The sequence below is a fragment of the Chryseobacterium lactis genome (assembly GCF_003815875.1).
Classification (GTDB): Bacteria; Bacteroidota; Bacteroidia; order Flavobacteriales; family Weeksellaceae; genus Chryseobacterium; species Chryseobacterium lactis.
The window spans coordinates 3,928,304-3,953,363 of sequence record NZ_CP033924.1; the positions used below are offsets into that span (position 1 = coordinate 3,928,304).

Annotated in this window: 26 protein-coding genes; 18 read left to right on the forward strand and 8 right to left on the reverse strand. The window is 36.7% G+C overall.

The window, feature by feature from the left end; genetic code table 11:
* Positions 1-268: 268 nt before the first annotated feature.
* The gene (locus EG342_RS17435) at positions 269-2,125 is read left to right on the forward strand and encodes a tail fiber domain-containing protein (RefSeq protein ID WP_103292531.1); all 1,857 of its coding nucleotides are present in this window, start codon (positions 269-271) and stop codon (positions 2,123-2,125) included.
* Between the two features lie 98 nt (positions 2,126-2,223).
* Here the strand turns inward: EG342_RS17435 and aroB are convergent, their stop codons facing one another.
* A complete protein-coding gene (gene aroB, locus EG342_RS17440) occupies positions 2,224-3,270 on the reverse strand; it encodes a 3-dehydroquinate synthase (protein ID WP_103292530.1) in 1,047 nt (348 codons plus the stop codon).
* 101 nt (positions 3,271-3,371) lie between these two features.
* On the opposite strand from aroB, the gene EG342_RS17445 reads away from it, so the two are divergent.
* Positions 3,372-4,553: a pseudouridine synthase gene (locus EG342_RS17445; protein ID WP_103292529.1), complete on the forward strand. Its 1,182-nt coding sequence runs from the start codon at positions 3,372-3,374 to the stop codon at positions 4,551-4,553.
* A gap of 276 nt (positions 4,554-4,829) precedes the next feature.
* On the opposite strand, the gene pncA is transcribed toward EG342_RS17445, so the two are convergent.
* Entirely contained in the window at positions 4,830-5,435 is a 606-nt protein-coding gene (pncA, locus tag EG342_RS17450) for a bifunctional nicotinamidase/pyrazinamidase (protein WP_103292528.1), read from the reverse strand.
* A gap of 202 nt (positions 5,436-5,637) precedes the next feature.
* Between pncA and EG342_RS17455 the strand changes: the two genes are divergently transcribed.
* The 5 genes from EG342_RS17455 to EG342_RS17475 all read left to right on the forward strand — a co-directional run bounded on the left by EG342_RS17455 (position 5,638) and on the right by EG342_RS17475 (position 8,939).
* The gene (locus EG342_RS17455; protein ID WP_103292527.1) at positions 5,638-6,780 is read left to right on the forward strand and encodes a DEAD/DEAH box helicase; all 1,143 of its coding nucleotides are present in this window, start codon (positions 5,638-5,640) and stop codon (positions 6,778-6,780) included.
* Positions 6,781-6,977: 197 nt separating this feature from the next.
* Positions 6,978-7,514 carry a YfiT family bacillithiol transferase gene (locus EG342_RS17460; protein WP_103292526.1) on the forward strand — a complete coding sequence of 179 codons (537 nt, stop codon included), beginning with the start codon at positions 6,978-6,980 and terminating at the stop codon, positions 7,512-7,514.
* The gene (locus EG342_RS17465) at positions 7,508-7,969 is read left to right on the forward strand and encodes a DUF1569 domain-containing protein (RefSeq protein ID WP_246008649.1); all 462 of its coding nucleotides are present in this window, start codon (positions 7,508-7,510) and stop codon (positions 7,967-7,969) included. The genes EG342_RS17460 and EG342_RS17465 overlap by 7 nt, the downstream gene beginning before the upstream one ends.
* Positions 7,966-8,343, forward strand: coding sequence for a bacillithiol system redox-active protein YtxJ (gene ytxJ / locus EG342_RS17470; RefSeq protein ID WP_103292525.1), 378 nt, complete (start codon positions 7,966-7,968; stop codon positions 8,341-8,343). The genes EG342_RS17465 and ytxJ overlap by 4 nt, the downstream gene beginning before the upstream one ends.
* A complete protein-coding gene (locus EG342_RS17475; protein WP_103292524.1) occupies positions 8,343-8,939 on the forward strand; it encodes a Crp/Fnr family transcriptional regulator in 597 nt (198 codons plus the stop codon). The genes ytxJ and EG342_RS17475 overlap by 1 nt, the downstream gene beginning before the upstream one ends.
* A 3-nt stretch (positions 8,940-8,942) precedes the next feature.
* On the opposite strand, the gene EG342_RS17480 is transcribed toward EG342_RS17475, so the two are convergent.
* Positions 8,943-10,355: an aminotransferase-like domain-containing protein gene (locus tag EG342_RS17480; protein ID WP_103292523.1), complete on the reverse strand. Its 1,413-nt coding sequence runs from the start codon at positions 10,353-10,355 to the stop codon at positions 8,943-8,945.
* A gap of 96 nt (positions 10,356-10,451) precedes the next feature.
* Between EG342_RS17480 and EG342_RS17485 the strand changes: the two genes are divergently transcribed.
* The 5 genes from EG342_RS17485 to EG342_RS17505 all read left to right on the forward strand — a co-directional run bounded on the left by EG342_RS17485 (position 10,452) and on the right by EG342_RS17505 (position 15,276).
* The gene (locus tag EG342_RS17485) at positions 10,452-11,336 is read left to right on the forward strand and encodes a DMT family transporter (protein ID WP_103292522.1); all 885 of its coding nucleotides are present in this window, start codon (positions 10,452-10,454) and stop codon (positions 11,334-11,336) included.
* A 415-nt stretch (positions 11,337-11,751) separates the two neighbouring features.
* The gene (locus EG342_RS17490; protein WP_103292521.1) at positions 11,752-12,054 is read left to right on the forward strand and encodes a hypothetical protein; all 303 of its coding nucleotides are present in this window, start codon (positions 11,752-11,754) and stop codon (positions 12,052-12,054) included.
* Between the two features lie 13 nt (positions 12,055-12,067).
* Positions 12,068-12,448 carry a hypothetical protein gene (locus EG342_RS17495; protein ID WP_103292520.1) on the forward strand — a complete coding sequence of 127 codons (381 nt, stop codon included), beginning with the start codon at positions 12,068-12,070 and terminating at the stop codon, positions 12,446-12,448.
* Between the two features lie 64 nt (positions 12,449-12,512).
* Complete coding sequence (locus tag EG342_RS17500; RefSeq protein ID WP_103292519.1) at positions 12,513-14,648, forward strand: catalase; 2,136 nt, start codon at positions 12,513-12,515, stop codon at positions 14,646-14,648.
* 127 nt (positions 14,649-14,775) lie between these two features.
* Positions 14,776-15,276, forward strand: a complete 501-nt coding sequence (locus EG342_RS17505) for a CinA family protein (RefSeq protein WP_103292673.1) — start codon at positions 14,776-14,778, stop codon at positions 15,274-15,276.
* Positions 15,277-15,304: 28 nt separating this feature from the next.
* Here the strand turns inward: EG342_RS17505 and EG342_RS17510 are convergent, their stop codons facing one another.
* On the reverse strand, positions 15,305-16,105 hold the full coding sequence (locus EG342_RS17510; RefSeq protein WP_213083887.1) for an AraC family transcriptional regulator: 801 nt from the start codon (positions 16,103-16,105) through the stop codon (positions 15,305-15,307).
* Between the two features lie 198 nt (positions 16,106-16,303).
* Here EG342_RS17510 and EG342_RS17515 point away from each other — a divergent pair, with 198 nt between their 5' ends.
* Positions 16,304-17,383: an Atu1372/SO_1960 family protein gene (locus EG342_RS17515; protein WP_394338008.1), complete on the forward strand. Its 1,080-nt coding sequence runs from the start codon at positions 16,304-16,306 to the stop codon at positions 17,381-17,383.
* Positions 17,384-17,714: 331 nt separating this feature from the next.
* Here the strand turns inward: EG342_RS17515 and pdxR are convergent, their stop codons facing one another.
* Complete coding sequence (gene pdxR / locus EG342_RS17520; protein WP_103292516.1) at positions 17,715-19,145, reverse strand: MocR-like pyridoxine biosynthesis transcription factor PdxR; 1,431 nt, start codon at positions 19,143-19,145, stop codon at positions 17,715-17,717.
* A 101-nt stretch (positions 19,146-19,246) separates the two neighbouring features.
* On the opposite strand from pdxR, the gene EG342_RS17525 reads away from it, so the two are divergent.
* From EG342_RS17525 to EG342_RS17535, 3 genes are read left to right on the forward strand one after another with little or no spacing between them, the layout of a single operon-like run.
* On the forward strand, positions 19,247-19,702 hold the full coding sequence (locus EG342_RS17525) for a cupin domain-containing protein (RefSeq protein WP_103292515.1): 456 nt from the start codon (positions 19,247-19,249) through the stop codon (positions 19,700-19,702).
* 36 nt (positions 19,703-19,738) lie between these two features.
* The gene (locus EG342_RS17530; RefSeq protein WP_103292514.1) at positions 19,739-20,623 is read left to right on the forward strand and encodes a dihydrodipicolinate synthase family protein; all 885 of its coding nucleotides are present in this window, start codon (positions 19,739-19,741) and stop codon (positions 20,621-20,623) included.
* A 6-nt stretch (positions 20,624-20,629) separates the two neighbouring features.
* Positions 20,630-20,863, forward strand: a complete 234-nt coding sequence (locus tag EG342_RS17535) for a thioredoxin family protein (protein WP_103292513.1) — start codon at positions 20,630-20,632, stop codon at positions 20,861-20,863.
* A gap of 105 nt (positions 20,864-20,968) precedes the next feature.
* Here EG342_RS17535 and EG342_RS17540 read toward each other — a convergent pair whose 3' ends face one another.
* The gene (locus tag EG342_RS17540; protein ID WP_103292512.1) at positions 20,969-21,475 is read right to left on the reverse strand and encodes a pyridoxamine 5'-phosphate oxidase family protein; all 507 of its coding nucleotides are present in this window, start codon (positions 21,473-21,475) and stop codon (positions 20,969-20,971) included.
* Between the two features lie 214 nt (positions 21,476-21,689).
* Here EG342_RS17540 and EG342_RS17545 point away from each other — a divergent pair, with 214 nt between their 5' ends.
* Positions 21,690-22,487 (forward strand): AraC family transcriptional regulator, encoded by a 798-nt coding sequence (locus tag EG342_RS17545; RefSeq protein ID WP_103292511.1) that lies wholly within the window; start codon positions 21,690-21,692, stop codon positions 22,485-22,487.
* A gap of 64 nt (positions 22,488-22,551) precedes the next feature.
* On the forward strand, positions 22,552-23,505 hold the full coding sequence (locus EG342_RS17550) for a nitrilase family protein (protein ID WP_103292510.1): 954 nt from the start codon (positions 22,552-22,554) through the stop codon (positions 23,503-23,505).
* Positions 23,506-23,614: 109 nt separating this feature from the next.
* Here EG342_RS17550 and pdeM read toward each other — a convergent pair whose 3' ends face one another.
* Positions 23,615-24,259, reverse strand: a complete 645-nt coding sequence (pdeM, locus tag EG342_RS17555) for a ligase-associated DNA damage response endonuclease PdeM (protein WP_164465200.1) — start codon at positions 24,257-24,259, stop codon at positions 23,615-23,617.
* Between the two features lie 79 nt (positions 24,260-24,338).
* The gene (locus EG342_RS17560; RefSeq protein WP_103292508.1) at positions 24,339-24,941 is read right to left on the reverse strand and encodes a 2,3-bisphosphoglycerate-dependent phosphoglycerate mutase; all 603 of its coding nucleotides are present in this window, start codon (positions 24,939-24,941) and stop codon (positions 24,339-24,341) included.
* Positions 24,942-25,060 lie beyond the last annotated feature (119 nt).

The following is a 25,060-nucleotide window of genomic DNA, read 5'->3' on the forward strand; positions in this document are numbered from 1 at the left end:
TTTTTTGTAAAAATTCGCCAATTTGAGTTGTTTTCAAATGTGTCTTTAAAATAGTTGGAACCATTTCATTTGAATTCATGATGTTTTTTTTTAATTAAAATCTTATCTGAATATATTCGTACTACCCCTTATTTCTATAAAAGAGCAGTATTAAAGCTTATCTATCTCATTTTGCTTTACTAATTTTGTATTGCTTATAAAAATGATAACCTGATACTCTTACAAAATGACTTTTAAGATTTTGTAGGAATTCATTAACCTCTACAACATGAAAAAATGCACACTGCTGCTGCTATTTCTTTTTTTTGAAAACAATCTCCACGCCCAGGTGGGAATCAACACCACAACCCCTAATCCGTCCTCTATGTTAGAGGTTGCGAGTTTTAATAAAGGTCTTCTAATTCCCAGAATTGCACTGACCGGAAGTTCAGATAGTACGACAATACCTTCACCGGCTAATTCTTTAATGATTTACAATACCGCTACTGCAGATGATGTTGTTCCCGGCTATTATTACTGGAATACAGCTGTGACCCGATGGGTAAAAGTACTGGATAATTTAACACCGATTGTGATGACAGGATGGAGCCTGACCGGAAACTCAGGTATGGTAAACGGTGTTAATTATATAGGAACTTCGGATAATGTGGATGTTATCTTTAAAAGAAATAATATTGTGTCTGGTGTATTAAATACTACGAATACCATTTTTGGAGTGAATAGTTTAACGGCTAATACGATAGGGCTTAATAATACTGCGGTAGGCGTTAATAATTTAATTTCCAATACTACGGGAAGTATGAATACGGCTATAGGTTCAGATGTATTGAGCAGTAATAAATCTGGGATACAGAATACCGGCTATGGATACCGGGCTTTGTATTCGAATCTGGACGGAAATAATAATGTGGCAAACGGCTATTTTTCACTCTTTTCTGCTAAAAGTACAATAGGCAATGTTGGTATTGGAGCCAGCTCAATCAGGGAACTTGTTTCCGGGGATGAGAATATTGGAATAGGAGGAGATACTTTCCGTAAGCTTCCTGGTGGAAGGGGAAATACAGCAATCGGAGGATCTGCAGGCTATAGTTTAAATACCGTAAATAATTATAACACATTCATTGGTTTCCGGGCGGCGGCTGGGCTTGTTTCCGGGAAATCAAATACCATTATCGGAGCGAATGTTAGCGGATTGCCGGCTTCCCTTTCTAATAATGTCATCATTGCCGATGGTGACGGAAACAGAAGAATCAATATTGATCAGAACGGGAACATTGGTATTGGAACCGATACTCCAAAATTTCCACTGGACATCCGGCTAAAGACTGGAGTATGGCCTCTGCCCGTGTCAAGTCTTACCTATTATGGAATAAGCCCTGATTCAGGTTCTGTTGACGGAACATTAACTACTTATCCGAATTATACCAATGATATTGGTACTTTTAATACCAACACTTCTATTTATGCAGACGGAAATATTATATCGGTAGGAAAATTGAGTGTGGCACAAACTTCTCTTTTTTCCGACGAAAGAATTAAAAGTATCATAGGGAAATCAGACAGTGAAAAAGATTTGGTAACCTTAAAAAAGCTAAATATTACCAATTATCGCATGAAAGATGAAGGGATGTATGGCAGAAAGGAGTTTAAAAAGGTCATTGCCCAGGAGGTAGAAAATGTATATCCGCAGGCAGTCAGTAAAAGTGGAGTGAAGACTTTTATTCCAAATATTTATCAACTGGCAAAACAAAACGGGGCCGTTTTTACTTTTGAAAAGCCCATTGCTATTTCTAAAGAAGATCAATTTGTTAAAATATATGATGAAACAGGAGAAATCACTGTGGAAATACAAAATAGTACCTCTAACAGTATCACTGTAAATCTGACAAATAAAAAACTTAAAGGGAAAATCTTTGTTTATGGTACTGAAGTCTCCGATCTGAGAACTGTAGATTACGATGCTCTATCTATGTTGAATATCTCTGCGACTCAGGAACTGGCAAAAAAAATAGAAGTCTTAGAAAATGAAAATGAAGCCTTAAAAAAAACTAATTTAGAAATACTGCACAAGCAGACCATTTTCGAAGAACGTTTAAAGCTTTTAGAAACTTCATCCAAAAAATAGGATATCATTAACAGTTAAAATACACAAAACCCTACTTATTTGACTAAGTAGGGTTAATTTATCTGCTTTAAAAAAAATAATTTATTCTTAAAGCCTGATTATGCATCATTCAATTTTCTGTAAAAATGTATTGATGCAAGAATATTTTTCTGAGTGCATTGATGATCATAGATGCATGTACCGATTCCTGATAACAGAGAAAAATTGATTTTACTGTCAATATTCTTTTTATCATTTAAAAGGAGTGCGGCGATGTCTTCGTCCTTAAAGTCGCTGATATCAAGATAAGGATAGTAACGCTGAACATTTTCAATCACTATTTTAGAATCCTCTTCTGAAATAAGACCTTCCAGATAAGCCAGATGTGCTTCAGAAATCATTCCCATAGCAACGGCTTCTCCATGAAGGATAGGGTTTCCCTGCTGCAGGCACAGGCTTTCGACAGCATGTCCTATTGTATGTCCGAAATTCAGTGTTTTTCTGATATTGCTTTCATGAAAATCCTTTTCTACAACATCCTGCTTAATATTCATGGAAGTCTGGATATGAGGAACCACTGCTTCAACATCGAGCTTGTGAATCTGGATCAGCTGATTCCAATGTGCTTTGTCTGCAATCAATCCGTGTTTCAGCATTTCTGCAAATCCACTTCTGAGTTCTTTAAATGGTAATGTTCCTAAAAACTTTGGATATATAAAAATCTGCTCAGGAAATGCAAAAGTCCCAACCATATTTTTATAGTGCATCAGATCAATTCCTGTTTTCCCACCAATAGAAGCATCACACATCGATAAAAGGGTAGTAGGGATATTGATAAATTGTATTCCTCTTTTATAAGTAGATGCTACAAAACCGCCCATATCTGTAATCACGCCACCGCCAAGGTTGATAACCAGCGCTTTTCTGTCTGCCTGCATTTCGGTAAGTATTTCCCAAAGTTGGTTGGCGGTTTGAATATTTTTCATTTCTTCGCCAGGTTCAATTTCCAGAATTTCAAACCCAAGATCTGTTTCCATATTGGCCAGCAGAGTGGGAAGACAATATTCATGTGTATTTTCATCTACAAGGATAAAAATCTTACTGAACGTTTTGTCATGAAGAAAGCTGTTTAACTGAGAAAAATTATCGTTTAATATTGTTATCATCTTCTATTGTATGTAAAGTTAAAATGTAAACTATATTGCAAAGTTATGATTCTTAATTTTTAACTCGTAACTAAATTACTATCTTTGCAAAAATTTTTAGAATGAGCAGAGATAATAATAATTCAGACAGATCAAAGAGACCAAGAATTTCAAGCAAGAAAAGTTCTGATGATTCTCGTGCTTCCAGATCTGGAAATTCTTCAGGATCAAAGCCTTTTACCAAATCGTTTTCTAGAGACGGAGCGAAAAAAGGCCCAGAACATAAAGCATCCAACTCAAAATTTGAGAAGAAACCTTTCAAAAAAAATACCGACTCTTTCGATCATTCGAATGAAGATGCCGGTTCAAAATCTGAAAGCAGGGCTTATATCACGAATAAAAGTGAGAGTTATGAGAAAAAATCTTTTGGAAAACCTAAAAGAGGCGGAAAAAGTTTCGATACAAGAGATAAGTACGAAAGAGGCAGTCTGAAATACGGAAGAAGACCTTCTAACGGAGAAGACAGAAATGAGGATAAGACAAGATCTTTTGTACAGAAAAGAAGGTTGAACAAAATTGAAAAAGATGTTCATAAGGACAGCATCCGTCTTAATAAGTATATCGCTAATTCCGGAATCTGCAGCAGAAGAGAAGCCGATGAGCTTATTACTCAGGGATTGGTAGAGGTAAACGGAAAAGTAGTGAATGAAATGGGATATCAGGTACAGAAGACGGACAGAGTTGTATTTGACGGACAAAGTATCACTCCTGAAAAGCCTGTTTATGTACTTTTGAACAAGCCTAAAGGATATATTTCTACAACGAAAGATGACAAAGCCAGAAAAACGGTAATGGATCTTGTAGCAAATGCTTCTCCATACAGACTTTTCCCGGTTGGAAGACTTGATCGTTCAACGACAGGGGTTATTTTGTTAACCAATGACGGACACATGACGAAAAAGCTTACGCATCCATCTTTTGATGCTAAAAAGATTTATCATGTAACGCTGGATAAGAAGCTTACCGCTGAAGATTTACGTCTTATAGCAGAAGGTATTCGTCTTGATGAAGGAGTAGCGGTTGTGGATCAGATTTCATATATCGAAGGAAAACCTAAGAATGAGATCGGAATTGAAATTCATATCGGATGGAACCGTGTGATCAGAAGAATATTCCAAAGATTAGGATACGAAGTAGACTCTTTAGACCGAGTAATGTTTGCCGGATTAACGAAGAAGAACATCAAGAGAGGACACTGGAGAATCCTTACAGAACTGGAAGTTAACAATCTTAAAATGCTTTAAAATAACGAATGAAAAATTGCAAATAATGAACTTTTAGGTTCGGGTTAGTAATTTATTTCATTCTTTCAAAAGCTGATTTTAAGTAAAGAATATAAAGGCGTTGATTTATTTCAGCGTCTTTTGTTTTTTTAAGTTTGAAAAGTTAATTACAGATCTGTTAAAAAAGAAAAGCGCAGAAAAATCCGCGCTTTAATTTATATTTTAAATAAAAAATGATAATTTGATGGCAGGTGTTCCTCTCATCGATTATCAAAGGTCATTTATCATTTATATTTTTTATCCCAGTACCGTTACCCCTTTTTCAATCATTTCATAGATTGCGTCCCTACCATTGTCCGGTTTTACATTTACAGCACGGGTTCCGTTGAAATGAAGACAGGTGATATATCCGTTGGATACAGCATCTTGTGCGGTAAACTTTACACAATAATCCATTGCTAATCCCGCTATTTCCACCAATTGAATATCGTGATATTTCAAGAAATCATCCAGGCCGGTTTTCATAAAGTGATTATTATCCTGGAAGCCACTGTAGCTGTCGATTTCAAGATTTTTTCCTTTTTGAATAACATGAGTTACTTTATCCCGGTTTAAGTCTTTGTGAAACTCTGCCCCAAAAGTACCCTGAATACAATGATCCGGCCACATAAACTGAGGAACTCCATTTAAAATAATGCTTTCGCCAACATTTCTGCCATTACTGCTTGCGAAGCTTTTGTGTCCCACCGGGTGCCAGTCTTGTGTTAAAACGATTTGGTCATATTCATTTTCTTCCATCAGGAGATTAATATAAGGGATGATTTCATTAGATCCCGGAACGGCAAGTGCTCCTCCTTCACAAAAATCATTCTGTACATCGACTATTATTAACGCTTTTTTCATATTTTCAATTCTCGAATTTTTGATAAATTTACAAAACTAATCCACAAAAATTTGTCCAAAATAAAATTATCGGACAAATCGGCAATAAAAAGTTAAAAGGATGGAGTAGCGAAGCATGAAGCTGAAAAGTTGCTTTTACTGATATAACGACTTCCGGTCTTTTACATCTCAAAAGCGTATCTTTGCAGGAAATAAGTATTTTATGTCATTTGAATCTTTAGGATTATCACACAATATTATTCGATCTGTTAATAAATTGGGGTATTTAAAACCGTTCCCAATTCAGGAGCAGGCTGTTCCTGTTATTTTGCAAGGAAAAGATCTGATGGGAATTGCGCAGACGGGTTCCGGAAAGACGGCTTGTTTTGTGATGCCGATTTTAGAAAAATTGCAGAATGCAGAAGTTAAAAAAGATCGTAATGTAGAGGTTTTAATATTGGTTCCGACACGTGAATTAGCGATTCAGATTGATGAGGTTTTCAGGGCTTTTACAGAGAATTTAAAGCGTGAAGTTCGTACAATGGCAGTTTATGGCGGTGTTTCCATCAATCCACAAATGAAAGGAATGTTTGGAGTGGAAGTTCTTATTGCAACCCCGGGGCGTTTATTAGACTTAATTGATCATAATGCATTGAGTATTTCAGGAATTAAGCATTTGGTTATTGATGAAGCAGATAAGATGTTTCAGTTAGGCTTTGGTGAAGAAATGAATAAGCTTTTTGCGCTTATGCCGGTTGTAAAACAAACCATTTTATTCTCAGCGACTTTAAATGATAAAGTTTCTGAAATGAAGGAGCGTTTATCCATCAATCCTACCATTATCGAAATTAAAAAAGAAGAAGTTGAAATTGATAATATCGAGCAGTTGGCGTATCATGTTTCTCCGGAAAATAAAGGACCTTTTTTACGGTATTTAATTAAGGAAAAGAAAGTTGAAAAAGCGTTGGTTTTTGTTTCATCTACAAGATCTGCAGATAATCTGGTTGAAAAACTTAAAAAGAATAAAATTAAAGCAGTGGCTATCCACAGTCAGAAGTCACAGGGTGCCCGTAGAAATAATTTAGAGGAATTTAAAGTAGATGGAGCTCAGATTTTGGTGGCTACAGACTTAATTGGCCGGGGAATTCATATTGAGTCTTTACCTTGTGTCATCAATTACGAACTGCCACGTTCACCTTTAGATTATATTCATCGTATCGGAAGAACAGGTCGTGCCAACGAAAAAGGAACTGCCATTAGTATTTTAACGGATGATGAATTACAGCATTTCAGAGTGATTCAAAAGAAAATGGGTAGAAAAGTAGCCTTACAAAGAACAGAAGGTATTGATCTGCATGGTTATTAAACAATAATTAAAATAAAGAAAGCTTCGATTCTATAGGATTGAAGCTTTTTTATTTTGAATGGCAGTTGTATAATTAACGCTTTTTTCACATTCATATTTGGTTAATTTTGATAAATTTACAAACCTAATTTTGAAAAACTCTTTCAAAGTTGAATTAGAGGACAAATTAGTAATATTTAAAAATTAAAACCTGAACAATGAGTGATTTAGAGAACAAGAAATTTCCGATAGGACAATTTGAGGCTCCCGAAAATATCTGTGATACTACCTTAGATACCTATATTAAGGTCATTAAAGATTTTCCCGGCAGATTAAAAAATCTCATTGAACATTTTACGGATGATCAGCTGGATACTCCTTATCGGGAAGGAGGATGGACGGTCAGACAGCTTGTCAATCATCTATCGGACAGCCATATGAATAGTTTTATTCGTTTTAAACTGGCACTTACAGAAGATAATCCAACCATTAAACCTTATGATGAAGCCAAGTGGGCTGAGCTTCAGGATAGTTTTCATATGCCTGTGAAACCGGCGATGAGAATGTTGAAAGGGACACATCAAAGATGGGTAACGCTTCTCAAGAGCCTTACCAATAAACAATTTGAAAGAACATTTCATCATCCGGAGCACAACAGGAATTACGATCTCAGAAACAGTCTTGCTTTATACGCCTGGCATTGTAATCACCATTTTGCCCATATTGAGAATCTGAAGAAAGAAAAGGGTTGGTAAAAAAGAGTTTTAAAAATCCGATCTATTTTCAGGAAATTACAAACAGAATTTCCAAACTTACCAAAGACTCTCCAAAAAAGTGGGGTCAAATGGATGTAAGTCAAATGCTAAGGCATTGTGATCTTGTACTTCAGGTGGCATTAAAAAAAATAGAACTTCCACCCATTAATCCTGTTTTTAAAACGATAGGAGTGATCACCAAAGTAGAAATGTATGTTTTCAATAACGGAATTCCCAGAAACATGCCTACTTTTCAAAAACTAATCGTTAATTTTGAGTGTGATTTTGATGAATCAAAAACCAATCTGCTGAAGACGCTGGAGGAATTCCGGGCAGCCTGTCAAAATAAAACGCTGCCGGATCATCACAGATTATTCGGAACTATGACTGAAAAAGACTGGGAGTTTTTAGAGTATAAACATCTTGATCATCATTTAAAACAATTTAATGTATGAGTTTTTTTGAAAAAATATTCGGCGGAAAGAGCGATGCCCCTGATCAAAAATCTTTCTGGAAAAAGATAGAATCTGAAGAAGATCTGGCCAAAGCCATTGAGAATTCTTACCACCATAAAATAGCTATATTTAAGCATTCAACAAGTTGTTTCATCAGCAAAACTGTGCTGAGAAATTTTGAAAAAGAAGTTGAAAACTTACATCCGGAGGTAAATTTATACTTCCTTGATTTATTGGCATACAGACCTCTTTCAAGTAAAATTGCGGCAGATCTGGAAGTAAGACATGAAAGCCCGCAGTTGATTGTCATCGAGAACGGAAAGGCCGTTAACAGTGCTTCGCACGAGGATATTACTTTAAGCCAGATAGTATAATGAAGAATATTAATAATTATTTAGCTAAAGTTTTAAATGTTCCGCTTCAAAGTGTGAATACCTGCAGCCTGCATTATGAAGTAAAGAAAATTCCTAAAAATCAGTTTCTTCTTCAGTATGGAGAAATATGCCGGCATATATTCTTTGTTGAGAAAGGGCTTTTAAAGATGTATTCCATTGATAAAAACGGAAAAGAACACATTATACAGTTTGCCCCTGAAAGCTGGCTGATTTCCGACCGGAGCAGTCTTTATTTTAACGAAAAATCTATTTATTATATAGAAGCGGTGGAAGACTCTGAAATTCTGTTTCTACATCCGGACTTCTTCAATAAATTAGTAGAACAGTTTCCGAACAGTATTGAACGCAGTGACTTCTTGCTTCAGAAACACATCCGAAGCCTTCAGAACAGGATCAATTCCTTGTTGGGTGAGACGGCAGAGGAAAGATACATGAAGTTCATTAAAATGTATCCGGATTTATTGCTGAGAGTTCCGCAATGGATGATAGCTTCTTACCTGGGCATTACTCCTGAGAGTTTAAGCCGTGTAAGAAAGGAGCTAGCAAGGAAAAATTTCGTTCCGGATAACAAATAATAATCAAATCTTTTTAGCAAGATTACCAATTTGTCTGAGTTTTGTCTGGATATTTTCCGTCCATGGAAGACCAATACAAAGCCTCATACAATTTTCAAACTGCTCCTGGAGGGTAAACATCCTTCCGGGAGCAATACTGATATTTTGTTTGATTGCCAGATCATACAGCTCAGTAGTGCGGATTTTTTTATCAAACTCTATCCACAGTGATAGTCCTCCTTGCGGACGACTTATTTTCGTTCCTTCCGGAAAAGATTCTGCAATGGTTTGCACGTAATTTTGATAATTGCTTTGTAATGTTTTACGGAGTTGATGAAGATGTTTCTCATATCTTCCTGACTTCAGGAAATTGGCTACGGCTTCATTCACAATCGAAATTGAGGAAGTTGAGTGAAGGAGTTTTAATTTCATAATCTTGTCTTTATATTTCCCGGGAGCAATCCATCCTACACGATAGCCCGGAGCCAAAGTTTTTGATATCGAGCTGCAATATAATACACTTCCGTCTTTGTCATACGATTTACAGCATTTCGGACGTGAAGACCCAAAGTAAAGATCCCCATACACATCATCTTCAATCAAAGGGATATTATTTTCTGATAAAATTTTTACAATCTCTTTTTTGTTTTCATCAGGCATACAGCTTCCCAAAGGAGAGTTAAAGTTTGGAATTAACAGACACAGGTCTATTTTAGGAATTACCTTTTTCAGATCTTCAATTTCTATTCCGGTAGTAGGGTGGGTCGGAATTTCCAGTACTTTTAATCCTAATCCGTTGGCCAGCTGCAAAATCCCAGGATAACAAGGGCTTTCAATAGCAATGGTGTCGCCCGGTTTTCCTAAAGCCATCAGACAGAATGACAGCGCATTCATTCCTCCGTTGGTGGTTACGAGATCATTTTCATTCAGGTTTCCGCCCCATTGTAAGGAACGTACTGCGATCATTCTTCTTAATTTAAGATTGCCCTGAAGTTCTTCATATTCCGTTCCGCCTTCTTTCAATTCGCGGATGGCATGTACAATTTCTTTTTTCAATTTTGCCTGTGGCAAAAGGTCGCCGGACGGTATTCCGATCGAAAAAAAGGTAAGGTCATTTCGGCCCATATTTTCATACACTTTACTGATCAGCTCATTGGGCTCATCATTATTGGCCATGAGTGAGGGGCGGCTCACTTCAGGCAGCGGAAGTTTTGCAGACAATAACTGACTTACAAAATAGCCGGATTGCGGCTTTGATTCAACTAAAGAAAGGGATTCAAGTTCCAGAAAAACACGTTTGGCCGTGTTCATACTGACCTGATGTTCCTGACATAGCATCCTTACGGACGGAAGTTTATCTCCGGCCTTTAAAACTCCGTTTCTGATCTGAGAGGCAATACCTCCCGCAATATCTGTGTATAAAAATTCTTTACTCATTTTTTTAAACTGTGCTCATGCAAATATACAAAACTGATACTGTGTTTATCTATTTATCCTTTCTAATTTTGCTCCATAGAATTAAAACTTTAAAAAATGATGACAAATACAATTTCAAAAGATCAGGCAGTTAGCGGATGGATCAATGGATTTATAGGGGTTTTGCTCTTTAGCGGTTCAATGCCGGCCACCAAATTGGCGGTCATGGAAATGGATCCCATCTTTGTAACGATTGCAAGGGCCGTTATTGCCGGAATACTGGCGCTATCGGTTTTACTAATTTATAAAGAGAAGCGTCCTGTCAAAAACCAGCTCTTTTCATTGGTGTTGGTGGCGATTGGCTGTGTTATAGGATTTCCGTTGCTGTCATCATTAGCATTGCAGTATCTTACTTCCGCACATTCCATTGTATTTTTGGGAATGCTCCCTTTAGCTACTGCTATTTTCGGAGTCCTTCGTGGAGGAGAAAGACCGCATCCTGTATTTTGGTTCTTTTCTGTGATTGGAAGTCTTTTGGTCATTGGTTACGCTTATTCTCAAGGTATTTCGGCTTCGCCAATCGGTGACGTTCTGATGCTTTTGGCTGTTATTTTATGCGGACTTGGCTATGCTGAAGGAGCGAAACTTTCAAAAACACTTGGCGGATGGCAGGTTATTTCATGGGCTCTTGTGATCTCTTTACCAATTATGTTGCCCCTATTTTTTATTTATTTTCCAATCAACCTCGAAACCGTAAGCTTTAAAGGGTGGTTCGGGTTAGGATATATTTCACTTTTTAGCATGTTTATCGGATTTATTTTCTGGTATAAAGGATTAGCGCAAGGCGGAATTACTTCTGTAGGACAACTTCAGCTATTACAGCCTTTCTTTGGGTTGGCGCTTGCTGCTTATCTTCTTCATGAACAGGTAAGCATGGGCATGCTAGGCGTTACTGTCGGTGTTATTTTGTGCGTTGTAGGAACAAAGAAATTTGCGAAATAAGTAATCAAGGATCATCTCAAATTATTTAAAAATGAAAAGATAAAAAACACCAATTGTACCCATAATAAATTTTAAAACCCGTTTTACTTCATAGTAGACGGGTTTTGTCTTTTGTGAAAAAAATTATCGGCGGAATTTTTGAAATCAGGACTTCATATAGAAATAGTGGAGTTACCGGTTGTTAACATGACTCAGATCATAAAAAAGTGATTTATTTAAACATATCTTTAACTTCTTAATTATCAGTAATGTTTCTTATGTACTAAAAAGAAACTCGTTCTGAAATATCAGATAAAAACTTCAGATCATAACTATATAATCGGAATAGGCTGTAGAATAAGAAGGCTAAACTCTCCTTACAATAAACCCTAATAGCTTGTTCTGTAGGGCTTATTTAATCTTGAAATCAAAATATATGGACTGTCAAAAAATAATAAGAACCCTGAAGCATAAGGACTTTATAAAAGTTGCAAATGATGGTAAATGGTTTGAAAACGGAGCGGCGATTTACGCCAAAGAAATAAAAGAAAATATCTTTTTATTATTCATTATCCTGAAAGATATTGATATTGACAACATTCAGGCACTTATTGCTCATTTCGACTGTTTTAATAGTATTGGGTCAAAAAAGCCGGAACAGATCATGTTTCACCTTTCTATCAAGGATAAGGACGATCTCCATTATTTTGAACAGTACTTAAAAGCATCTGCTAACTAATAACCTTTAATATATGATATTTGAAAATGAAACTTTGCAACATTCAGCATTGAGCGGTAAAAATAATATGCTGGAGAATGAATCTTTATTTCCGGTTATTATTAACTCTTACGGAGTTACTGCTTTCCTGATTAAATCTCTGGAAAAGATCAAAAACAATGCAAAATGTGAAATCCTCAAGAAAGTGATTGATACCTATATGAATGAATATATCCTTCATATCAGGGATTTTCACACCAATAATACCAAAGAAATCAGTGAAATGGATACTGAAATACGGTTTGAATCACCTTCTTTCACTTTATATGCGAAAACAGCTTATTACAAAGTACTGAAAGAAGAAGAATATATTACAAGAATACTCCATGTTCTGGAAAACGGTAAAACTGAATAATTTGTTTATTAAAACGCCTTATTAATTGCTTTACAATACACCAACCACTAAAAGAATAGAAATTATGAAAACTAACAAACAAAACAATGAAAAGGCTGATCAACTGAAATTGCACACCACTTCTAATGACAATGAAAAATTAACTACGAATCAGGGACTAAAGATTAATAATAATCAAGATTCCTTAAAAGCCGGTGAAAGGGGGCCTTCATTACTGGAAGATTTTATTCTTAGGGAAAAAATTACGCATTTTGATCATGAACGAATCCCTGAAAGAGTTGTCCATGCACGTGGTTCCGGCGCGCACGGCATTTTTAAACTCCATAAAAACCTTGCAGAATATACAAAAGCCGGATTTCTAACACAAGTGGATAAAGAAACTCCTGTTTTTGTAAGATTTTCAACCGTTGCCGGAAGTAAGGGAAGCACCGATCTTGCAAGGGATGTACGAGGTTTTGCTATAAAATTTTATACGGAAGAAGGTAATTATGACCTGGTTGGTAATAATATGCCTGTATTTTTTATTCAGGATGCCATGAAATTCCCGGATCTTGTGCATGCTGTAAAACCTGAACCGGATAACGAAATACCGCAGGCTGCTTCTGCACACGATACCTTCTGGGATTTTATCTCACTGATGCCTGAAAGTATGCATATGATTATGTGGCTGATGAGCGACAGGGCTATTCCACGAAGTTTGAGGATGATGGAGGGATTTGGAGTACATTCTTATAAATTCATTAATGAAGAAGGAAAGGCACATTTTGTGAAATTCCACTTTAAGCCTAAATTAGGAGTACATTCCGTAGCCTGGAACGAAGCGCAGGCTATTTCAGGTGTGGATTCCGATTTTCATAAAAGAGACCTTTGGGAAGCTATTGAAAACGGAGATTATCCCGAGTGGGATTTCGGAGTACAGCTGATTCCTGAAGAAGATGAGCATCAATTCGATTTTGATCTCCTGGATCCTACAAAATTGGTTCCCGAAGATGAAGTTCCCGTAGAAATTGTAGGAACATTAACCTTGACCAGAAATCCTGATAACTTTTTTGCAGAAACAGAGCAGGTGGCCTTTCATCCTGGACATATTGTTCCAGGGATTGATTTTTCCAATGATCCATTGTTACAGGGAAGATTGTTTTCTTACACAGATACTCAATTATCAAGATTAGGATCCCCGAATTTTCATGAAATTCCTATTAACAGGTCTGTTAATACCGTTCATAATAATCAGCGGGACGGTCATATGAGGCAGCAGATTGTAAAAGGTAAAAGCAGCTATGATCCCAATTCAACAGGGGGTGGATGCCCTTTCCAGGCAATGATGTCTGAAGGCGGTTTTACTTCTCATCAGGAAAGGGTCTCCGGCGCAAAGATCAGAGAAAGAAGTAAAAGCTTTGTAGATCATTATTCTCAGGCTAAATTATTCTACAACAGCCAATCTAATCCTGAAAAACAACATCTTCAGAACGCATTGGTTTTTGAATTGTCAAAAGTGACCATTCCTGAAGTAAGAGAAAGGGTAGTAGGACAGCTGGCCTTCATCAATAATTCTCTGGCATCGAAGGTAGCCGAGAAACTGGGAGTTCAAGTTAAAAAGCTGAAATGGCCTAATCAGAGTCTCCCTGCAGACAGCAATAAGGCAGAACTTCAAAGTGAAGAGAAAGAGCCTAAAACCAAGGCTTCTGATACACTCAGTATGCAAAATACAGTTAAGAATACAATTAAAAGCCGAAAGATAGGGTTTATCATAGCTAACGGATGTGATGCCAAAGCTATCAATCAGCTGAAAAAGACAATTGAGCAAAATGGAGCAAAAGTTGAATTAATTGCGCCAAGTCTTGCTAAAGTAAAAGCCGATGACGGATCGGAGCTTACCCCAAAACATTCACTTACAAGTACAGCCAGCGTATGTTTTGATGCCCTTTTTATAGGTTCCGGGAAACAAGCTGTGAAAGAACTGATGGTTCCTGAAAACAGGCATCTTGTGCTGCATTTTATTAATGAGGCCTATAAACATTGTAAAGCTATTTACTTTGGTACCGATACAGAAGATCTGTATCACAACAGTAATGTTGCCACCAAAAAACATGATGATCCAGCGATCATTACATGGGAAGATGCCACTCCAGGGGATAAATTTATCAGTGCTATAGAAAAGCACAGAGTCTGGGATCTTGAAACGGAGAGAAACACTTAGTCACAAAAACAAAATATCCTTTACACCACCAATATAAAAGCTGCTGTTTATGTTTATTCAGCAGCTTTTCAATCAGACTATCGTTCTGATTTTCAGTTTTATATTAATTGATTTTAAATTTAAAGTTATGGAATTTCAAAAAAATCTTCTCGAATATATAAGTCAATCACTGATGACCACCGGCGAAACTATTTCAATGGCCGAAAGCGTTACATCAGGATGCTTACAGCTGGCCTTTTCGCAAATGCCGAATGCTTCTTTATTTTACAAAGGCGGAATGACGACCTATACCTTACCGGAAAAAGTGAGATTGCTAAAGGTTAATAGACTGGAAGCTGAAGAATATGATTGTGTCTCCTCAGATATCGCAGAAACAATGGCATTAAAGGTGGCCAAGTTGTATGAATCTGATTGGTCCATCGCAACTACAGGATACTGTACTCCGATCCGAAATTCCGGATATAAAATTTTTGCCTATTTCTCATTTTCATACAAAGGCGAAATTATCCTTACTAAAAAGCTGGAATTGCATCCCAAAACACAAGCCCTCAATGCTCAGCTATATTACACGGAATTTATTTTAGGATGCTTTAAAAGTGAGTTGAACAGGTTTTTAATTTTAAAATAAAAACAGAGGAAATTAGCATCACTATTTATCATGAAACAGCTTGATTCTTATTTAATCTTGGCTTGGTTTTCATGACCGTAAAATAGGATGAAGTAAATGCTGAAAGACTTTGATAGCCCACTTTATAAGCTACTTCACTTAAAGTATATTGTTGAGCATCTATCAGCTCAATACTTTTTAGAATTCTGGTCAATTGATGATATTTTTGCAGGGTAATTCCCGTTTCATTTTTGAACGTTCTCTGTAGACTTCTCACAGACATTTGTGCCTTTTCGGCTAAGGAATCAATGTCCAGATTATATTTAAAATTAGAATTGATATCCTGGCAAACGGGAATCAATCTGGTGTCTGCGGGGACGGGGATTTCCAGTCTGTTGCTTTCTTTGCAGAAATTGGGAAGACTTTTCAAAATCGCTTTGAAAAAAATATCCTGTTCTTCATTCTCAATGAGGGATTTATTCCACTTTGAAGCATACAGCAACATTTCTTTGAGAACAGGAGGAACCGAAAAAACGTGAACATTCCGGTAAAAATCATCTTCAAAAACCGATTTGAATAAAAAAAGCATCAGGTTTACCGTTTTTGCTTCTGACGTTATTTTATGCGCTTTTCCGGAAGGAATCCAGATCACATGATGCTGAGGAACCAGATAAATTCTCTGGTCAATATGAAAGTACTGATAACCGTCTTCCACAAAAGTGAGTTGAGCACGTTGATGTACATGCTCGTAATCGTCATGTTTCCAGTTGTTTTCACGCCATACGTAAGCTTCTTTTTCAATCGTGTCTACAAACAGGTTCTGCTTTTCTTCAGTCAGGCCACATTTCATATTGTCGTTTTGTATATATTTTTTGGCAAATTTAATAAAAACGACAATACTAATTTTGTAACATCAATGTAATAGATAATTTCATTCATTGCTTTTTTATCATACATTAAACAAAAAATATCAACTTATATCTTATTCAGAATGAAAAAACTATGTTCTTTTTTTATTTTATTTTTACTGTTAAATACCACCAACATCATGGCACAAAATAAAGCTAAAATATTGGTTCTTATCCATTCAGACAATGGTGGAACCTACGAACTGGCCAAGGAAATTGCTAAAGGAATTGAAAGTGAAAACAATGCTAATTCCTATATCAAGCTGGTTAAAGCATCTCAAAATCCTGCTCTCAAAGATCTGCCTGTAGCTACGGTAGACGAGCTTACGTCTTATGACGGGATAGCCTTTGGGTCACCTGTTTATTGCGGAAATATCAGCACCGGAATGAGCGAATTTTTATCAAAAACCGTTCAGCTTTGGACGAACCATGGATTGGAGGGAGTTCCTGCAACGGTTTTCATGTCTGCAGGAAGCGGAGCCGGAAAAGAACTGGCACTTCAGGCCTTCTGGAACAGCCTTGCCGTACACGGAATGGTATTGGTTTCTAACGGGATAAGAGGGACAGAAGAACTTAATAAATCGATTCCACAAGGAAACACAGTTCTCGGAGTAACTAGTATGGCTTCTTTAAAAGATGTGGAAAGACCTACCAAAGGAGAAAGACGTCTGGCAGAGCTTCAGGGACAGCATTTTGCAAAAGTAGCGTTTGCTTTAAAAGATACCCACTCTAAAAAGGGAATTCCTGTGGTTGAGAATCAACAGAATTTTAATGACATTTTAAAACAAAAAAATATTGTTCTTCCGCAGGTTCCAAAGCCGGCCGGTAACTATAAACCGTTTGTCCGTTCTGGAAATCTTGTATTCATCAATCAGGTGGCTTTGAAAGATGGAAAAATACTTAATCCGGGGAAACTAGGCGTTGAAGTGAATGAACAGCAGGTAAAAGACGCTACAAAAGTAACGATGCTTAATGTTTTATCTGTCCTGAAAGAAGCTGTGGGAGGCGACCTGGGAAAAGTTAAGCAATGCGTACAGTTAACGGGAATTTTCAATACGAAAGATGATTATACCGAACATGCTGATCTGATGAATATTGCTTCTGATCTGACTGTTGAAGTCTTTGGAGACAAAGGAAAGCACGCAAGAGCAACGTTTGGGGCATCTTCTATTCCTGTGAATTCTTCGGTGGAGATCCAGGCTGTTTTTGAAGTTGAGTAACTTTACAACAAACAAATAAGATCTGTGGGAGTGGTAATAAATCTCTCGCAGATCTTGCTGATTTCGCAGATGATTATTGGTAAAACCCTACAAATCATCCTGTGTAAAGTAAAATCTGCGAAATCAGCATAATCTGCGAGCACTTTTAAATTTAACTATAAGATCTGTGGGAGTGGTAATAAATCTCTCGCAGATCTTGCTGATTTCGCAGATGATTGAGTGAAAAATATATAAATGATTAAATACGAAATAGAATCTGCATTATCTGCCAAATCTGCGAGCATTTCTAAAATTTGCAGGAGAAGAAATACATAATTAGCGAGGACTTACATTAACAAAGCCGCGAAAAGACTTCAGCAATAATCGGTATACTTTGTTCCAGTTGTTCTTCCGAAAGAGCTCCGTAGCTAAGTCTGAATCCATTAACCTCATTCCGGCTGTACTGACTGGGATGAATAATTTTAATATTTTTTTCAAGCAGTAAAGTTGTGGCTTTATTCCAGTCTAATCTGGTTTTTGGAACTATCCAAAAAGCGAGACCACCTTCAGGCAAAGTAAAATCAGCAATATCTTTGAAATTCTTTTTTAAAAGTTCAAATACAAAGTCTCTTTTGTTTTTATAATGAACTGTTGCTTTTTTGATGTGTTTTTTTACTGCACCTTCTTTAATCAGTTGCAAAACTGCCTGTTCCATAATTACATCTCCATGTACATCGATAATCTTTCTCAGACTTCCAATTTTTTTGAGTAATTCCTGGTTCTTAGTTGCCAGATAGCCAATTCTAAGAGCTGGTGCAACTACTTTGCTTAATGTTCCTATATACACATAATTATTGAGCTCCGGAAAGCTTGAAATGGGTAAAATAGGACGGTATCCAAAATGAAATTCATTGTCGTAATCATCTTCGATAATGGTTATGTGATGTTGATTACACAGTTCGATCAATCTTAACCTTTTGGACAAACTTAAAGTAACTGTGGTAGGATATTGCCGGTGAGGAGTAATGTAAATAGCTTTAATGTTTTGATGTTGATGCAAAAGCTTTTCAATTTCTTCAACATTAATTCCGTCCTGATCTACCGGAACAGGCAAAAGCTGTGCGCCTGCATATTCAAAAGCCTGCCATGCCGGTTGATAGCCCGGATCTTCCACAATTATATAATCTCCTGAACTCAAAAGACTTTGAGCTGTTAAAAACATTCCCATCTGACTTCCTCTTGTAATGGAGATTTCATTTTCATGAATCTGCATTCCCCGTTGATGATTCAACATCCGGGAAATCATTTTCCTGAATTCAATATCACCGTGTTCATCTGCATAACCCATCATCTGCCATTTGGCTTTTATGCTGAAAATCTGCCGGTATGCTCTGGCCAATTCCGTTACAGGAGCAATTTTACTGTCAGGATGACCATCATCAAAATTAATTAAAGCACTGTTTGGAAGGATTGATTGATCCTGAGCGTCCTTAGTATGATTTGTTCTTTTTTTATGAAGAGCAGGAAGTTGATCAGAAACAAAAATTCCTTTACGTTCTTTGGAAATCACCCATTCTTCATTGATCAGAACCTGATATGCTTCTACAACAGTATTTCTGTTAATTGTAAGCATAGTCGCCAGGTTTCTGCTGCCGGGGAGCGCATCTCCGGGTTTCAATCTGCCTGAACGAATATCAGCAATAATGGTATCTGCAATCTGTAAATAAATTGCTTTGTCAAGCTTTTTATCAATTTCAAATTCTAATTTCCAAGGTCGAAGCATCTGGACTATCTATTTATATAAAAACTGAATCATTAAAACAGTCCAAATATAAAATAATTTTGTCATGCAATAAAGCACAAAACCAATAAAATTTTAAAGTCATGGACAAAAAAGAGTTCAGTTCAAAAGATTTCCACGAAACGTTTGCAAGACCAAAGTATGCAAAACCAAGCCATTTAATTCACAAGAATGTAGAAAATGCAGGTGAACACAATCAATTTTCAACAGAAAGGAAACATCCGGTTTTCTTTGTAGATCTTCCGAGCAAAAATGTAAGTATGACTATTGGTGGACTACTGCCAGGACAGCAAACGAACAGACACCGCCACACCTACGAAACCGTTTTATTCGTCATCGAAGGAAAAGGCTGGACGGAAGTAGAGGATGAAAGAGTACATTGGGAGGCCGGAGATGCCGTTTACATTCCGTCATGGGCATGGCATAAGCACCAAAACCTGAGCGATACAGAACCTGCCAAGTATATTGCCTGTGAAAATGCTCCTCAGCTACAGAATTTAGGAGTTGCTTTGAGAGAAGAAGAGGGCAGAGATCTTTAAATCAGGTATAAATTATTTTTAATTAAAAAAATCAACATGAAAGATGTACCGTTTAAAGGGATTATCGCTTATCCCATTACGCCTTTTGATGAAAATGAAAAAGTAGATATTCCACTTTTTAAAAAGCTGGTCGAAAGACTGATTACTTCCGGCAGTCACGGAATTGCACCTCTGGGAAGTACAGGCGTAATGCCTTATCTGTCTGATGATGAAAAGGAAGCGATTACTGAGGCTACGATACAACAGGTAAAAGGCAGAATACCAACTCTGGTAGGCGTTTCTAATCTCACTACAGAAAAAACGATTCATCATGCCCGGTTTGCTGAAAAAGCAGGCGCTGATGCCGTGATGATTATTCCTATGAGCTACTGGAAGCTTACTGACGATGAAATTGTTGCTCATTATGATGCTGTTGCCAGTAAAATTTCAATTCCGATTATGGCTTATAACAATCCGGCGACCAGTGGTGTAGATATGTCTCCGGCATTGTTAAAGAGATTATTGGAGATTCCGAATGTTACAATGATTAAGGAAAGTTCGGGTGATGTTCAGAGAATGCATTATCTGAGAAGAGAATTGGGAGAAGAAGTAGCATTTTATAATGGTTCCAATCCTTTGGCGCTGGCTGCTTTTTCAGCTGGGGCGAGAGGTTGGTGTACGGCTGCTCCTAATCTTATTCCGGAGCTTAACAACAGACTCTATCATGCTGTTGAGGAAGGAAATCTTGAGAAGGCAAAAGAGGCTTTCTACCAGCAATTTGACCTCCTGAAATTTATTGTCAATAAGGGGTTGCCAAGGGCAGTCAAGGCCGGACTTCATATTTTAGGTGAAGAGGGTGGAAACTTACGAAGTCCGCTTAAACCTCTTCAGGAAAAGGAGGTTGAAGAATTAAAAAGAATAATGAAAACACTTGTTAATTAGTATACTATGAAAAAATCAATTTTTTATCATGCCGGATGCCCCGTTTGCATCAGTGCAGAGCATGATATTGTTAACCTTATTGGTTCAGAAAATGTAGAAATTATCCATTTAGGGAATGAAAAAAGTAAAATCAATGAAGCAGAGCGTGCAGGAGTGAAGTCTGTACCTGCTCTGGTAACTCCAGGTGGAAATGTACTTCATATTAACTTTGGAGCATCTCTGGAAGATGTTAGGAAATAATAATTTTAATCTTGTAAAGAGGTTGTATCAAAAGTCAAATTGTTGATCTTTGATACAACCTCTTTTTATAAGTTAGAGCACAGGTTAATGAATTGTCTCATTTATTTAAATGGTTGCATTGCCTTCAACGCCGTCTGAATTATCTGTTTTATGACCTGTAATAGCAGAAGCTACAAAGTTGAACAGACTCACCAGCTTTCCGGCTTTGGTATCCCAGTAATAGGTTTCTACAGGTTCTACACGGATAATGGTAACATTTGGATCGTCTTTTCCATCAAACCATGCTTTGGCCAAAGGAGACCATTTTTCTTCAATTGTAGCTTTATCCTTGTACACCGAGGCTGTTCCGTAGACGGAAAGATACTGAGCATCGCCATTATTCATAAAAAATAACTGTACTCTGCGGTCTTCCTTGATTTCAAAGTTCTTATTGCTGGTTCCACTGCTTATAAACCAGAGATTGCCACTATCGTCCGTTTCCTGCAATGACATCGGCCGGCTATTCACAGGAACAGTTTCCAGCTCTGTGCAAAACATACATATTCTCGCTTTCTCCGATAATTCCTGGATCTTTTTAATCGCTTCCAGATGGGTAAGATTTTGTGTTGACATACTATATTATTTTAGTGATTGTTTGATGATTTTAAAAAATATACTAGGAATTACAATATCTTGTAAAACCTAATAATATTCATTAAAACATTCAAATACCCGACCAAAAGGGAATAAAGTGTGGTATCTATGTTTAATTTTTTATTAAAAACATTCAAGTTTACATTTTTCCACTACGATCTCCAGTACTTAAATTTTTATGTAAATTTGAACTATGCAAATTTCGCCTCCCAAACATCTCTCACCTTTCATCAGGCACTATCTTTTTTTGGAAAACACCCAAAAGGATATCAGGAGTATGAGGTTGTTTACAGATGGGAGTACGGGGCTTATTTTGTCCGGTGACATGAATTTGTATGCTGATATTTTGGGGAATCAAATGCCTCTTTCTTTTTTTTACGGAACATTGAGCAGCTACAAAGACTTTTATTCAAAAGGGAGATTTTCTCTGATTGCTGTGGTTTTTCAACCATATTTTTTAAATATTCTTCTGAAAGCTTCCGCTAAAGAAATTAACAATCAGATTATTTCTGTTGAAGATGTTTTGGCTGATAAATTCCGACCTTTTCAGGAAATGCTTTTCAATAGTATTAATCCATTACTTATTATTGATCATTTAAATACCTACTTTTCAAAACTGTTATCTAAAGAATTTAATACAGATTATCAGTTTATAATTGCTGTACAGCAGTATATTCTTCACAATAAAGGAAGTATTTCATCGAACGAGCTTGAGAAATTTACAGGCTATTCTGAACGTCATTTAGAGCGGAAATTTCAGGGTTTTATGGGCATTTCTCCTAAAAAGTACAGTACTATTATCCGTTTGCATTACTTTTTAAGTCTTTTGAATAAAAACAAAAACGTTGAAAGTATGACTACTTCTTCCTATCTGGCAGGATATGCAGATCAATCTCATTTAATCAGAGATTTTAAAAATAATGTAGGACTTACTCCAAAACAATATGTAAAGACTGAAAATAAAATGGCAGTTAATTTTATTGAGTTATAGATCAAAATGTCGGATTTGTACAATTTTTCAGGATGGCTGTACTGTAGTTTTGCTGAAAAAAACAATGAATATTAAAATTTCAACCGCACAATTTGAAAACAAAAGTGGAGATAAGGCCTATAATCTTTCTGTGATAGAAAAACTGGCTGCACAGGCTGCTTCTCAAGGCTCTCATGTAATTGCTTTTCATGAATGTTCCGTTACAGGATATACTTTTGCCCGTAAGCTTTCCAAAGAACAGTTACTGGATATTGCTGAACGTATCCCAGAAGGAGAAAGTATCCAAAAATTACAACAGATTGCATTACAATATGACATTACCATTTTGGCAGGACTTTTTGAAAAAGATGAACATGATAACCTCTTTAAGGCCTATGTATGTGTTGATAAAACAGGATTGAAAGCCAAATACAGAAAACTTCACCCGTTTATCAATCCGAACCTTACGCCAGGTAATGAATATTGCGTATTTGATATTATGGGATGGAAATGTGGTATTCTGATCTGCTATGACAACAATATTATTGAAAATGTAAGAGCAACCAAGCTTCTTGGAGCCGATATTATCTTTATGCCTCATGTTACGATGTGTACGCCTTCTACAAGGCCGGGCGCAGGTTTTGTTGATCCTTTGCTTTGGGAAAACAGAGAAACAGATCCCACTTCGTTACGATTAGAATTTAATGGAATGAAAGGAAGAGACTGGCTGATGAAATGGCTTCCTGCAAGAGCCTATGATAACGCAGCTTATATTGTTTTTTCAAATCCTATCGGCATGGATGATGATCAATTGAAAAATGGTTGTTCTATGATAATTGATCCTTTCGGAGATGTCATTGCAGAATGTCATTCTTTTGATAATAGTTTTGAATCAGCTGTGATAACCCCTGATAAACTTACCCAGGCCGGAGGATACCGATATATTAAAGCAAGAAGACCTGAATTATATCGTGATATCATTGGAAAAGAACATTCTTCTGAGCAGAAAGTAGTTTGGCTGGATGATAAAAACGGATAAATTTCTGTTGTCATCTTGATTAGAATATAAGACTTAAATAAACCTAACAGGTTTCTAAAACCTGTTAGGTTTAATAATTATGATATCCTTCAAAAATCCTTCTCTTCAATTAAATCTCATAAATTTCAGCATCGGTAAACACAAAAAATGTACTATTCTTAGGCAGATTTTTGGTATCCAGTCCTGTAAATTCGCTGAAGGCCGGCAATAATAATTGATTTGCTGTCAAAGCGAAGCAGGGAAGTCTGATACTTTTTACGGCAGAATTCAGGACAATTCCCGGGTGTATATGCCCTGTAATCTGAAATCCGGGTAATTTTTTATTAAAATCATGAATCAAAGTAAATGAATCAAAATCCAATGAAACCGCTTTAAAATTCAAACAAAGCTTTTTTTCCAAAGGTTCTGAAATCCGGTCGTGATTTCCTTCAATAAGATAAAATTGTACATGAGGATACTGATTTCTCCAGTTGCAGAACTCATCAACATCAGAATTATCACCTGCATGAAGCAGATCGCCAACCACAATAAATTTTTCCGGCTCAAAATATTCAATCAAAGCAGAAAGTCTTTCCAGATCACTTTTCATAATATGATTGGCCAGTGCAATACCGTTTTTTCGGAAATGGGCTGTTTTTCCGATGTGAAGATCAGAAAGAATCAATGCCTTTTCTTTTTGCCAGAACAATGCACGTTGATTGGTTAAAGTAAAAGTTTCGTTTTGAATGGAGATATCTTTGGTTGCTATAAACACGTTCAGAGAGTTGAATATTTAAGATGAAAGTTAAAAATTTTATAATAATCTGTATCAGCTATTTTCCCGGATATAATGGTCAGTTTTCTTTTCTGCTCACATGAAAGTGCTCGTCGAAAATATATGTAATCGGAACTCCTGTAGCGATTTCTCTTTCCAGAATTTCATCGGGAGAAAGATTTTCGAGATACATAATTAATGCCCGGAGGCTGTTTCCATGGGCAACAATCAATACATTTTCATCTTTCCTTAATAAGGGGACGATTTCTTTTTCAAAATAAGGAATCACTCTGTTGTAGGTATCTTTAAGGCTTTCTCCACCGGGAGGTACCACATCATAAGATCTTCGCCAGGCATGAACCTGCTCATCTCCGTATTTTAATGCTGTCTCCGCTTTGTTAAGACCTTCCAGATCCCCATACGATCTTTCATTGAGAGCTTTATCCATGATAACCGGTATATCAGGTTTTCCCATTTCGTCAAGGATGATAGTAAGTGTATGTTGAGCTCTGATGAGGACTGAGGTAAAAGCAATATTTATTTTCTGCCCTTTTAAAGCAATTCCAGCTTTTTTGGCTTCTTCAATTCCAGCATCAGTTATATCGATATTCTGCCATCCCGTGAATCGGTTTTCCAGATTCCAGAGTGACTGTCCATGGCGGACTAAGAACAATTTTGTCATTGTGTATTTGTATTTTATTCTTCAAAGAAGATACTCTAAGTTACGGCGATTATTATATTTTTCAAAGGATTTTAACATGAAAAAGTGAGGTCTGAAATAGAAGTATAAACTGAGATTAA